The organism is Gordonia oleivorans, assembly GCF_040044975.1.
Taxonomy (GTDB): Bacteria; Actinomycetota; Actinomycetes; order Mycobacteriales; family Mycobacteriaceae; genus Gordonia; species Gordonia oleivorans.
Window position 1 is genome coordinate 306,110 of record NZ_JBDZDI010000005.1, and the last position, 12,732, is coordinate 318,841.

Here is a 12,732-nt window from a genome sequence, read left to right on the forward strand (position 1 = left end):
GCCGTCCCCGACGTGGCCGCCGACGCCGTGTCAGCGGATCTGTGGCACGTTGGCCGGTGAGGTGTCGACGGTGAGCACCCCGCGGGCGAAGCTGGTGGTCCCGTCGTCGGAGGCCACCACCGACGCCGCGGTGATGGTGATGCCCAGCAGGATGTGCTGGGGTTCGGTCCGCAGCGGCACGGTGAAGGTGGTGCCCGAGGCGAACGGCGATTCGTTCTCGGCCAGACCCTCGGGGGTCCAGTAGAGCGTCGTCAGATTCCAGGGCCCCTTGGCGATCTCGTCGGACACCGACAGCAGGATCGTCTGGCCCGCCGGGATCGGGATGTGCGGGGTCTCGCGCTGCGGGCTGAGCAGCGGCGGGTCGCATTCCTTGAGGTAGACGTCGCACCACTTGACCGGTTCGACGGTGTGCAGTTCGTCGCCGACGGCGAGCTGCAGATACGCCGCGTCCTTGTGTGAGGTGCCGGTCGCGGCGAGGATGCCCACCGTCGTCCCGACCACCGCCACGAACACCACGACGACCGCGAGGATGATCGCGATGGCCTTCTTGTCACCGGAGTTGAGCACGCTCTAGTGATATCCCATCCGCTTGGTCGAGGCGTCACCCGGTCCGGACGGGTACCGCGTCGTGGGAGCCTCCGAACCCGGCTGTCCCGGCGTCGGCGGCGAGGGGTTGGGGTGCGGGTTCGGCTGGTGTGGCGTCGATGCGTGGGGGTTCGGGTGCCGCGGGTTCTGGGGTTGCGGGTTGTGGGGTTGTGGGTTCGGGGTCGCACCGAACGGCATGGTCGGTGCCGCCTGCTCGGGACGTTCGCCACCGAGCCCGGGCACCAGCGACCGGCCGCGGTCGGTCATGACGGTCTGGACGAGCCCGAGACCGAGCAACACCGACACCACCGTGAACCCGATCCACAGGGTCGTCGGCAACAGCACGCCCAGCGCCGCGCCGAGCACCCAGCACAACTGCAACACGGTCTCCGACCGGCCGAACGCCGACGCTCGCGACTCCTCCGGAAGGTCGTCCTGGATCGAGGAATCCAGACACACCTTGCCGATCGCGCTGGTCCCGGATGCGACGAACGCGGTGAGGACGGCGAGAAGGATGTTGCCGAAGATGGCGGCCAGCACGGCCATCGTGAAGCAGGCGGCCGTCGCGTAGACGACGATCTTCGCCGGGTTCTTCAGCTCCAGGCGGGTGCCGGCACCGTTGCCGATCATGTTGCCGACGCCCGCCGCGGCGCCGACCGCGCCGAGCATTGCCAGCTGACGCCAGTCGGAGTGCACCCCCTGCTGGGCTTTGGCGTAGAAGGCGATGTAGAGCGTCAGGAAGCCGGTCAGGATGCGGATGGTGCCGTTCCCCCAGAGCGCGGCCACCACCCGCCGGCCCAACGGCTGGCGCATCTTGGCGGCGATGGCCTTGGCGCCGCCCCGCACGCTGCCACGGGTCGAGGTGTGCGAATCGGGTGCGTGATAGGTCAGTGTCGTCGGGATCTCGCCCTCGGTGACCTCCACCCACGACGGAATCCGCATGCACAGGTAGGCGCCGATCGCGGCGACGATCGCCAGCCACAGCATCGCGCCTGGCAGGTGGAAGGGCAGGACCTTGGCGAGCAGCAGCTCGAACAGGGCGGCCACCGCGCCGCCGATCATCGTGCCGCCGATGAGGCCGAAGGTGGTCAACCGCGAGTTGACCCTCGGCAGGTCGATGGTCGGTGGCACCACGCGGGGCGTCACCGCCGATTTGAGCACCCCGAACGATTTCGACAGCACCAGCAGCCCGAGCGCACACGGATACAGGACCCAGGGGTCGTAGGTGAGTTGCTGGGCCGCGACGTCCCACGACACATTCGCCATGATCAGCAGTGCGAGCACCACACGCGCCGCGAACGTCGCGGCCATCGCGACCCGCCGTCCGTGCTGGAGGCGATCGAGGGCCGGCCCGATCAGCGGGGCGATCAAGGCGAAGGGCGCGATGGTCAGAGCCAGGTACAGCGCGACGCTGACCTTGGACTCGGCGGTCGCGGCCGAGAAGAACAACGTGTTCGCCAGGGCGACGGCCATGGCGGCGTCGACGGCGAAATTGGCGATCACCGGCAGGGTGAGGGCGGTCAGCCCGGACTGGTCGGCACCGTCGGCGGTGGCGGCCCGGTGGATCTTGCCGATTCCCTTGGCCGTCAGTTGCCTGCTGCGCATGGCCGCGACCCGCGCCACGGTGATCTTCTTGGGGATCCGCTCTTGCTCGGGGTCGGTGGGCAGCGCCGCGGTCGAGCCCGACGGGCGGTGCGAGGTCTCGTGGGGATCGGTGGGAGCGTCGTGCAGCGGCGGTAGATGCGGGTTGTGGGTCCGCGGCGGCAGGTACGCCTCACCACGGTTTCCGCCCGGCGGGTTCCCGTGCGGGCCGGCGCCGGTGCCGGTGCCCTTGCCGCCGCGGCGACGCGGACCGTCGGCGGGGTAGTTGGCCGCACCGGGATGGTCGACGAGGTTGCGTCGGGTACGCGCGGCGGGCTGCGGGGTGTCGTTCCCCCCAGGCGCGGTGGCGTTGTCCTTCGGCGTCCGTCCGATCACGCGTCAATTGTTCCTCATCGGTGGCCGGGCCCGCCGCATGCCGTCATCCGGTGGTGTCGTGGGCGACCTTGTGTGCCTCGACGTGGCCGAGTGAGGCACACTGGAACGGTGACTGGAGTAGTGGACGGGCCGCGGTTGCTCGACGCCGTGGACATCGCCCGGGGCGCGCTCATCGATGATGGACACGAGCCGGGGGCGCATCGTGCGGCGGTGACGGAAGGGGAGTGGGCGGCTGCCCACTATTTCGACGCCGACCTGGTCGGATACCGCGGATGGCAGTGGTGCGTGGTGGTGGCGGGGGCTCCCGGCGCCGACACGGTGACCGTCAGCGAAGTGGTGCTGCTGCCCGGCGAGGGCGCGTTGCTGGCGCCGCAGTGGGTGCCGTGGAATGAGCGGGTCGCCGCCGGTGACCTGTCCGCGGGTGACCTGCTGGCCGCCGACGCCGACGATGTGCGGCTGGTTCCGGGATATGTGGACACCGCCGACGACGTGGACCTCGCCGACGGTGCGGATCCCGATCAGGTCGCCGAGGTCGCCGGTGAACTCGGCCTCGGCCGCGAACGCGTGCTGAGCCGGGAAGGTCGCGACGAGGCCGCCACACGTTGGTACGAGGGCGACCGCGGTCCCGATTCCGAGATGGCGCAGGCGGCACCGTACGCGTGCTGCACCTGCGGTTTCTACATCCCGCTGTCCGGGACGTTGCGGGTGGCGTTCGGCGCCTGCGCCAACGAATACGCCGCCGACGCCCAGGTGGTCTCCGCCGAATTCGGTTGTGGGGCACATTCGTCGGTCGTTGGCCCCTCGGGGGAGGGATCACCGGCCTACGACGCCTTCGATGACGGTGTTCTCGAGATCGTTGCGGTCGGTGCGGGAACCGGCGCCCAGGCGGACCCGTCGTCCTGAACCGGGACGAGCGCGGTGCCGGCGATCGCGGCGCTACCGCCGATGATCCCTTCGCGACGGCGTCCCTGCGTGCGGCGACCCTCGCCGCGTGGCGTGATTCACCGACCCGGATGGCCGAGGACCGCGCCGCCGAGGCCGATCTCGCCACCGTCGGATACCGGGATCGGCTGTTCGTCGAACTGATCGCCAACGCCGCCGACGCGGCCGGGGCCGGCGCCGTGGCCGGCAGGGTGGCCATCTGGGCCGACGATGACGGGGCCCTGCACGTGGCCAATACCGGTGCGCCGCTGACGGATTCGGGTGTGCGGTCGTTGCTGGCGCTGCGGGTGTCGGCGAAGGGGGATGCCCACGATCCCGATGTGGTCGGGCGGTTCGGTGTCGGGTTCACCGCGACCGCCACCGTCGCCGATCGGATCGAGATCCGTTCGCGGAGTGGATCTGTCGTCTTCGACCGGGAACGTGCGGCGAGCGCCGCGGCAGCGGCGGGCATTGAGACCGCCGCCGTCCCGGTCCTGCGCCTGGCCTGGCCCACCGATCGCGCGCCGGCAGAACCCTTCGACACCGAGGTCGTGCTGCATCCGCGACCCGACGTCGACACCGGCGCACTCCTCGACTCTGCCGCGGATCAGGCGCCCGGGCTGCTGCTCGCACTGGCCGGTGTGGATCGGATCACGGTGGCCGACAACGATGTCGAGATCGAACGCGCCGTGGTGCCGGGGACCGATGCGGCAGTCGGGGCGACGGTGCACAGACTGGTGATCTCCCGGACCGACGGCGTCCAGACCCGGACACCCCAGGTCTGGACGGAGGTCACCCACCCGCCGTCGCGGTGGCTCATTGCGCATCGCGCCGATGGGGAGTCGGTCGAGCCGATCTCCCGCGACGTGCTGTGGGCACCCACACCCACCGAGATCGAGTTGTCGCTGCCGTGCCGGTTGATCGCCGGCCTGCCGCTCACGCCGGACCGTCGGCACCTCCACCCGGATGCCGACATATCCTCGGCCGCAGCCGGATACACCGATGTGATGCGCACGGTCGCCGGCGCGGAACGGTTGTCGCTGGTGCCATCCGCGCACCGCGCACGCGGACGTGTCGACGCGCAACTGATCGAGGCGGTACTCGACGAACTCCGCGTGACGTCATGGCTACCCGGCGTCGACGAGTCATCGCTGGTGCCTGCGCGTGCCGTGGTGCTGATCGGCCTCACCGATGCCCTCGCGGAACTGCTGGGTGACGCATTCGCCGATCTCGTATCCCCGGATCTGTCTCTGGCGCACCATCTTGCGTTGCTCGAATCCCTCGGCGTGCAGCGGCTGGGTCTGGCCGGTCTGGCGGAGCGACTGGCCGGCGTCGAGCGTGAACCGCGGTGGTGGGGACGGCTCTACGAGGCGCTCGCACCGTTGGTGGCCACCCCGATCGACGTCGAAGAGCTTGCCGCACTGCCGGTTCCGCGAACCGATGGACGGATGAACTACGGGGTGCGGGGCCTGTTCTCGGTCGGCGCGGTGAGTACCCCGCTGCGCTGGATCCACACCATCGCACCCGAGGCCGACCACCCCCTCCTGATGCGGTTGGGCGCGCAGCCGCTCTCGATCCCGGAGGCGCTCGCCGATCCGGCCCTGCGAGCCCTCGTCGAGGCGGCCGTCGACCTCGCCGACACCGGCGAGGATGACGACGATGTCACCGGTCTCGCCGAGGAGGTGCTCGCCCTGCTCGCCGCCGACCCGGACGCCCCGACCCCGGAGTGGTTGTCCCGGATTCCGTTGCACGACAGCGAGGGAGAGTTCCGCAGCGCCGACGAGATGCTGCTCGCCGACTCCCCACTGTTGGCCGTACTGGTCGACGATCATCCGTTCTCCCTCGTCGCCGACGGGGTGGCCGGACGTTTCGGCGTCGAGACGCTGCGCCGGCTCGGCGTCGGATGGGGGTTCGCCGTGGTGCGCGACGACCTGCCGACCGGTCCCGACCACGAGTTGCCCGATGAGGAACAGTGGTGGGAGTCTCTGGCCGACATCCCCGAGAGTCTCTGTGCAGTACGGGATCTGGATCTCGTGGATCCGGAGAGGTGGCCGGCGGCCCTCACGCTGCTCGCCACCGATCCGGAGATCGCCGCGATCGTCGACAACCGCGCCGGCTACACCGCCTGGTGGCTCCGGAACTTCGCCGAAGTCGACGGGCTGCTCCTCGGCGAGTACCGGGCCCCGGAGGACGAATCCCTCGACGGCGTCCTGGATGTGCTCGATCACCCGCACGCCGACGAATTCGCCGCCGCGGTGGCGTCGCTGCCGCCCGCGTCCTCCGACGAGGCATCGCTGCTGATCATCCGGGTGGGCGATCCGCGGCGGCAGGTCAGCCCCGGCGTGGCCCGCGGGGTGTATGCCGCCGTCGTGGACGCCTGCCGCGCCGGTGCGGTGGACTGGCGCGACATCGCCGAATCCGAGGGGGTCCGGGCGGTATCCGGTGCCGCGACCGGATCGGCGATCCTCGACGACCCGTGGTGGGCGCAGGCGATCGACCCGGACGACCTCGTCGTCGGGCCGGCCGAGGCCGACGGTGCCTCCCTGCTGGCCGACATCCTCGACCTCCCCACGGTCGGGGAGGCCTTCTCCGCCCGCGTCGACGATGAGGGGCGACCGGCCACCGGGTCGTCGACGGCGGCGGTGCTGTTCACCGCGGAGACCGGCCGCGAACTCGTCGGACAGGTCCGGGTACACGATGAGCTGTGGATCACGTTGTCGCGCAACGGTACCGGGCGCGATCGATCGATTCGGGTGCGCTGGTGGGTCGACGATCGGGGTGTCACCCATCTCGACGCCGGACGCTGATCAGCGGGCGTCGATACCGGTGGTGAGAATGGCCGCCAGCTGCCGGTAGGCCTGCGCGTCGTCGAGACCGGTGGTGGCCGCGACCTCGCGGCGCTGGATGCGACTCATCATCGACGCCGCCAGGTCGGCGGCGAAGGCGGCATTGACATCCCGGAATTCGCCGGAGGTGACGCCGGCATCGATCAGTGCCCGGACCCGCGACGCCGCGGCGGCGGTGTTGCGTTCGTAGAGTTCGCGGGTCGGGGCGAAGGCGTGCAGATCGGCCATGAACCTCGGCGACGCCGGCGTGAGCGCCTCGCCGACCGCGATGAGGTAGGTGATCACCGCGTCGCGCGCGGACGACGCCTGCGCGACCTTGTCCTCGACGGAATCGGTTGCGGTGCGGAAGAAATGGGTCACGGTCTTGGTGACCAACTGCTCCTTGCTGTCGGCGAGGGTGTAGAGCGTCGACTTCGAACAGGTCAGACGGGCGGCGAGATCGGCCACCGACAGATGCGCGAAACCCTCCGCGAGCACCAGGGCGAGGAGCGCGTCGAACAGGACGCCGCGACGCCGGGTCGCGAAGTCGGTGGCGGGGCGGGGCATGCTGCCTCCTCTGCGTCGACGGGGTTGATGCCTCTCGTCCGAGAATAGTACTGTCAGGCGTACCTGAGTACTATTTGTGAGCCCGAGAGGTGATGACATGGCGGTGGACCGGCTGCTTCCGGACGACGATGCCCGCGACCTGATCGCCCTGACCCGCGACATCGCCGACAAGCGACTGGCGCCGATCGTCGACGATCACGAGAAGCGGGAGGCCTACCCCGACGGCCTCTTCGCGGAATTGGGGGAGGCGGGCCTGCTCGGATTGCCGTATCCGGTCGAGTGGGACGGTGGTGGGCAGCCGTATGAGGTCTACCTGCAGGTGCTCGAGGAACTCGCGGCCCGGTGGGCCGCGGTGGCGGTGGCGGTCAGTGTGCACGGCCTGGCCGCGCATCCACTGTTCACCTTCGGCACCGAGGAACAGAAGCGGCGTTGGCTGCCGGACCTGTTGAACGGCAGGCTGATCGGCGCGTACAGTCTCAGCGAACCGCAGGCCGGATCCGATGCCGCGGCACTGGTGTGCCGGGCCCGCCCGGCCGACGGCGGCTACCGGGTGACCGGCACGAAATCGTGGATCACTCACGGCGGAATCGCCGACGTGTACAACGTCTTCGTCCGCACCGGTGAGGGGTCCAAGGGCATCTCGTGTCTGCTGGTCGCCCGCGACACCGACGGGCTGAGCTTCGGCAGGCCCGAGGAGAAGATGGGTCTGCACGCCGTGCCGACGACGTCGGCGACCTACGACGACGCGTTGGTGCCCGCCGACCGGCTGCTCGGGGCCGAAGGTCAGGGTCTGCCGATCGCCTTCTCCGCCCTCGATTCCGGCCGGCTCGGTATCGCCGCCTGCGCGACAGGGCTGGCGCAGTCGGCGCTGGATGCCGCGGTCGAGTATGCGCAGGAGCGGACCACGTTCGGCCGCAAGATCATCGACCATCAGGGCCTGGGATTCCTGTTGGCCGACATGGCCGCCGCAGTCGACGCGGCACGCGCCACCTACCTCGACGCGGCGCGCCGGCGCGATGCCGGACAACCGTATTCGCGTGCCGCGGCCACCGCGAAGCTCGTCGCCACCGATGCCGCGATGAAGGTGACCACCGACGCCGTGCAGGTGCTCGGCGGCAACGGCTACACGCGTGACTTCCGGGTGGAACGCTACATGCGGGAGGCGAAGATCACCCAGATCTTCGAGGGCACCAACCAGATTCAGCGCCTGGTGATCAGCCGGTCACTGGCCACCGCGTGAGTCGCCTACGGTGAGGGCATGACCGCACCCCTGGCCTTCGGCGAACTCCGGATCGATGACACCGTGACGGGCTGGATGGTGCAGGGGCGCTCGCAACCATGGATCGGGATCGCGCACGCGATCACCTTCCTCGGCAACTCACTCACCATGACCGTCATCTCCGCCATCGTGGTGGCGTTGCTCGCGTTTCGCCGTCACTACGCCGAGGCCGTTCTGCTGAGCGTCGGCGCGCTGATGGGATCGGTGGTGATGGTCGCGCTCAAACATCTCTTCGCGCGGACCCGCCCGCCCGTCGACGACCGTCTCCTGCACATCGAGAGCTACTCGTTTCCCTCCGGCCACGCGATGATGTCGATGATCGTCTACTGCCTGCTCGCGGTGGTCGCTTACCGGACCATTCCGTGGGTCCGCGAACACCCCTGGGCCATGCTCGCGGCGCCGATCCTGTCCGTCGCCATCGGCATCACACGCGTGTACCTCGGTGTCCACTGGACCACCGACATCCTCGCCGGATGGGCATGCGGCGCGCTGTGGGTACTGCTCTGCGTGTGGTTGTCCACCAGGGTGACGTTGCGGCCGTCGGCCTCCCGGATGTGAACCACACAGATTGATCCACTCGGACGATGGGCACGGACATCGACGATGCGATTTACTGGGTCGATGTCGGATTCGGAATGGCCGTCAGGACACCCTGAGCCAGGGCGCAACGACTCGACCGAATTCATCCCGCGACCCGCGCCACCCACCAACATGGCCCCGATGCCACCGGGGACCGGGGAGCCGATGTCTCCACCGCCTCCGGTCGGCAACTACGAACCGACCATGGCGCGCCCGATCCCCACGGGTGGCTTCCCGGCGCAGGATCAGTACCCGCAGTCCGGCCAATACCCGCAGTCCGGCATGGGGTTCTACGGGTATCCGCCGGGATCCCAGCCGCCGCAAATGCCATCCCAGCAGCCGCAGCGTCGCCGTATCTGGCCGTGGGCGATCGCCGGCGTCGCCCTGCTGTGCGTGGTCGGTCTGGTGGTCGGTGGCGTCATCCGCTGGGTGGCCGGCGACGACAACGACGCCGAACGCCAGGCGCTGCTGCCGGGGCAACTCACCGGCGCCTACCCCAGCGCGCCGAGTGCGGCGTGGACGGTCACCGCCTCCGACGCGGGTGGTGAGCAGTTCCTGTCGGTCGATCCGAGCCGGTCCGCATACGGCACCGTCGGCGCGGTCACCGACGGCACTCACCTGGTGACGATGGTCGGGTCGAGATCGTCGAGCGAGGGCCGGCGGGTGGTGGGAGTCAACCCGGCCACCGGCGAGCACTGGACCGCGGCCCGCGCCGTCAAGGGATGCTCGGATGCGATCGTCGACGGCCAGATCGCGTGCTACGACGAGAGCACGGTGACCTTCTTCGACGCGGCGACCGGACGCGTCACCGCCACCGCAGCCAGTCCCAGTTCCACGGCGTACGAGATCGCCCTCAACGGCGACGCCGCCTACCTGCGGGACTTCGGCGGTGGGAGTGGAAGCATGCGGATCAGCAAGATCTCCCGGCAGGGACAGGCCGAGTGGACCAAGGCATACACGCTGATGGAAGGCGCGCCCGGCGGTGACTCCTCGTCGTTCACGGCGACGCCCGCGCTGGTGGCCAGTGCGCAGACCTCCCTGGTGGTGGTCTCGGCGGTCGACGGCCGTGAGATCCTCAATCGACCCGGTTTCTCCACCCTCGAAACACTCCCGGATGGGTCCATTGCGGCGGTGTCCGGAACCGGCTCGGGCGGGACGTTCCAGGCGGGCCCGGTCGTGGTGGTGCGCCCCGACGGCACCGTCGTCGAGATCCCCGGAAGAGCGGTGGCGGCCGCGACGGTGGCCACCCCGGAGCAGCGGGATCACCTGCTGGTGGCCGGCAAGTGGACCTCGGCGAGCACGGCCCAGAGCTCGTGGGCAACCTCGCTTTCCGGGGAGAGTTACGAACTGAGCGCCGCCGAGGTGATCGTCGCGGACAACCGCGAGATCCTCACGCGGGTGGGGCAGCAGATCGTCGCGAGCGATACCGTGTCCGGTCGCCAGATCTGGACGTCCGATCTCGGGACCGGATCGGGCTACCAGAACACCGGCGTCACCGACGGCGCCCGGCTCATCGCCGGCGATTCCGTGTCCGGCCTCCAGGCGGTGAATCTGACGGACGGGTCGTCCGCGTGGAACCTGCCGTCATCGGCGCTCGGCGCGACGTCGAATACGGCACCGCAGGTGTTCGCGGTCGGCAAGAATCTGGTGACCCTGACCGGCACCACCATCACCGGCTTCGCCCCCACCGGTGGCGACGCCACCGTCCCCGGCGCGCCGACAACCCAGGCACCGGCCCCGGAAGGTTCGGTGACGCACTGCAGTTCGGCTCCGACGTTCACGCCGGAGAAGTTCCGGACCACCTCCGCCGGGCTGGTGGCGACGATGAAGGTGGTGGCGACGTGCCCCGACGGGGACGTGATGTCCGGTGCAGCCACCCGCATTTCGATCTCGGACGCCGGAAAGCTGGTGGCGTCGGGGTTGTTCGACTTCTCCCGCGCCCCGACGGCCATCCCGTCGAGTGACGACGACGCGAGCATCACGTTGGATCTGACCTATCCGCCGGGGTCGTTCTATCGGACGCCGGACACCCTCGGTCAGGCTAATGGCACCGCGAGCGGCCAGTTCACCGTCGACTGCGACCCGGGTGCGCAGACCACCAACCAGCTCCCCGCACCGCAGTCGGGGTCGACGGCGCCCCCGATCACCGCGACCGGCCCGGCCGTACCCGCGGGCACCGACATCGTCGCCACCACCGGCGACGCGCTGCGGGCGCAGGCCGACTCCGACCGCGCCTTCATCCTCGCCAACCTCAACAATCGGTGGGTCGCGCAACTCAGTTCCAAACGACCGGGCCTGTACGCGGACGGCAAGACGTGGGACAACCAGGCGATCCTCGACGAATTCCTGGGTCTGCGGCTCCGATTCAACGACGTCCGTCTGCTCTATTCGACCGAGTGGAGCGTGTTCAGTCAGCCGGGGTGGTGGGTCACGGTGGCCGCGCTGACGTTCCCCGGACCGGATCAGGCCAACGCGTGGTGTTCGGCGCAGGGCTTCGACGGGGATCACTGCTTCGCCAAGCTCGTGTCGACGACGGCGTCCGCCGACGGTTCCACGCGCTACCGCTGAGCATCTCCCGGAGAGCGGTCAGCCTCACAGGGTTGCGTGACAGAGCTCACCCGCTACCGTCAAATTTCATATTTGATACACGGATGACTTCCCGGGAGGGTCGAAGTGGATGGTGTGACGGTGGCGGGAATCGTGGTCGGGGCGGTTCTCGCCATCGGCATCCTCGGAGTCCTCGGGCTCCTCGTGGCGCGCGCGTTGGCGAAGCGTCCCGATCGGGCGAAACTGCGGGATGTGCCGGTGGCCGAACTCGATTCCTACTTCGGCACGAGGGCGAGCTTCGGTACCTCGGTCGAGGTGACCACCGCGCTGTCGCGGCCCGAGGTCTGGCAGCGACTGACCGAAAGCCCCTACCTGTCGGCGCTGCCGCTGTTCACCGGCCCCGTGTGGAACGCCGGCGGTGCCGGGGTGTCGGTCGGGGATTGGTGCACCGCGTCGGGCACCTTCGTGTCGGCCGAGCTGCGCGTCGTCGAATCCGTTGCGGGCGAACGGCTGTCCCTCGTGGGTTCGGGTGTCTCGATTCCGCTGGCGGTACGTGACGCGGCCGAGCGGTTCACCATCGTCGACGGTCCGCGGGCGGGGACGCTGACGGTCCGGTGGGAGGTCGGCGGCTCGCCGAAGTGGATCGGCTTCCTGCCCTGGCGTTGGGGCGCACCGTTCGCCAAGCCGGTGCTCTCGGGTGGGCTGCGCCACGTCCTCCAACTCGAATCTGCCGGCCAGACGGCCTGAGAACTCCCGGCCGACTCGGCTACGGCTGGTAGTCGGCCACCCGCTCGGGGACGACGAGCGACGGAAGCACCAGGCGCAGTTGGCTTTCGGTGTACGCATCGATCGTCAGGTGCGGCGCGAAATGCCAGTGTTTGAGCGCCCAGCCGTGGGCCAGCATCATCAGATCGAAGACCACGAGGTCGGCGTCGACGTCGGCACGGATGAGTCCGGCCGCGACGCCGGCCTCGATGGCGCCCCGCATCGGGGCCGATGTCTCGACCTCGAGTTGTTTGATCGCCTCGCGGCCGTCGGCATCGAGGGTCCGGCTCTCGCGGTAGGTCAGGACGACGGCGTCGCGATTCTCATCGACGATCTGCAGGTACTGCCGGAAGCCCGCGATGAGTTGACGCACCGGATCGTCACCGGCGACGTCCATCGCCGGTTGCAGCCGGTCCCGGAACTTCTCCAGGATGTCGACGATCGCGGCGAGCAGGATGTCCTCCTTGCCGCCGAAGTACTTGTAGAACAGTCCGACGCTGACGCCCGCCTCCTCGGCGAGGGCCTGCATCGACATCTGGTGAAAGCCGGTGCGCTCCATGACCGCCACCGCGGCGTCGAGAAGTTGCCGCTGACGTGAGGACACCCGGACCGCCCGCACCGCATCCTCGACCGCGGTGTCGGCCACCGATCGGGCCGCGGCTGTCTTGGCCATCCGTGTCTCCTCTG

Annotated in this window: 10 protein-coding genes; 6 read left to right on the forward strand and 4 right to left on the reverse strand. The window is 69.5% G+C overall.

All coding sequences use genetic code 11. From position 1 onward, the window contains the following. Positions 1 to 30 precede the first annotated feature (30 nt). Both ABLE92_RS11330 and ABLE92_RS11335 read right to left on the reverse strand, forming a co-directional pair. The gene (locus ABLE92_RS11330) at positions 31 to 567 is read right to left on the reverse strand and encodes a DUF2771 family protein (RefSeq protein WP_348804849.1); all 537 of its coding nucleotides are present in this window, start codon (positions 565 to 567) and stop codon (positions 31 to 33) included. 3 nt (positions 568 to 570) lie between these two features. Then, the gene (locus ABLE92_RS11335; protein WP_348804850.1) at positions 571 to 2,562 is read right to left on the reverse strand and encodes an MFS transporter; all 1,992 of its coding nucleotides are present in this window, start codon (positions 2,560 to 2,562) and stop codon (positions 571 to 573) included. A gap of 108 nt (positions 2,563 to 2,670) precedes the next feature. Between ABLE92_RS11335 and ABLE92_RS11340 the strand changes: the two genes are divergently transcribed. Together ABLE92_RS11340 and ABLE92_RS11345 are read left to right on the forward strand one after the other, a co-directional pair. After that, positions 2,671 to 3,465 (forward strand): DUF3027 domain-containing protein, encoded by a 795-nt coding sequence (locus tag ABLE92_RS11340; RefSeq protein ID WP_348804851.1) that lies wholly within the window; start codon positions 2,671 to 2,673, stop codon positions 3,463 to 3,465. 110 nt (positions 3,466 to 3,575) lie between these two features. Continuing rightward, entirely contained in the window at positions 3,576 to 6,290 is a 2,715-nt protein-coding gene (locus ABLE92_RS11345) for a sacsin N-terminal ATP-binding-like domain-containing protein (RefSeq protein ID WP_348804852.1), read from the forward strand. On the opposite strand, the gene ABLE92_RS11350 is transcribed toward ABLE92_RS11345, so the two are convergent. Further along, complete coding sequence (locus ABLE92_RS11350; protein ID WP_348804853.1) at positions 6,291 to 6,875, reverse strand: TetR/AcrR family transcriptional regulator; 585 nt, start codon at positions 6,873 to 6,875, stop codon at positions 6,291 to 6,293. A 97-nt stretch (positions 6,876 to 6,972) separates the two neighbouring features. On the opposite strand from ABLE92_RS11350, the gene ABLE92_RS11355 reads away from it, so the two are divergent. The 4 genes from ABLE92_RS11355 (at position 6,973) to ABLE92_RS11370 (ending at position 12,027) form a co-directional block, all read left to right on the forward strand. Beyond that, complete coding sequence (locus ABLE92_RS11355) at positions 6,973 to 8,115, forward strand: acyl-CoA dehydrogenase family protein (RefSeq protein ID WP_348804854.1); 1,143 nt, start codon at positions 6,973 to 6,975, stop codon at positions 8,113 to 8,115. 18 nt (positions 8,116 to 8,133) lie between these two features. Continuing rightward, positions 8,134 to 8,712, forward strand: coding sequence for a phosphatase PAP2 family protein (locus tag ABLE92_RS11360; protein ID WP_348804855.1), 579 nt, complete (start codon positions 8,134 to 8,136; stop codon positions 8,710 to 8,712). Positions 8,713 to 8,898: 186 nt separating this feature from the next. After that, positions 8,899 to 11,301 (forward strand): outer membrane protein assembly factor BamB family protein, encoded by a 2,403-nt coding sequence (locus tag ABLE92_RS11365; RefSeq protein WP_348804856.1) that lies wholly within the window; start codon positions 8,899 to 8,901, stop codon positions 11,299 to 11,301. Between the two features lie 120 nt (positions 11,302 to 11,421). After that, complete coding sequence (locus tag ABLE92_RS11370) at positions 11,422 to 12,027, forward strand: hypothetical protein (RefSeq protein ID WP_348804857.1); 606 nt, start codon at positions 11,422 to 11,424, stop codon at positions 12,025 to 12,027. 19 nt (positions 12,028 to 12,046) lie between these two features. Here the strand turns inward: ABLE92_RS11370 and ABLE92_RS11375 are convergent, their stop codons facing one another. Then, a complete protein-coding gene (locus ABLE92_RS11375; protein ID WP_348804858.1) occupies positions 12,047 to 12,718 on the reverse strand; it encodes a TetR/AcrR family transcriptional regulator in 672 nt (223 codons plus the stop codon). Between the last annotated feature and the right edge of the window lie 14 nt (positions 12,719 to 12,732).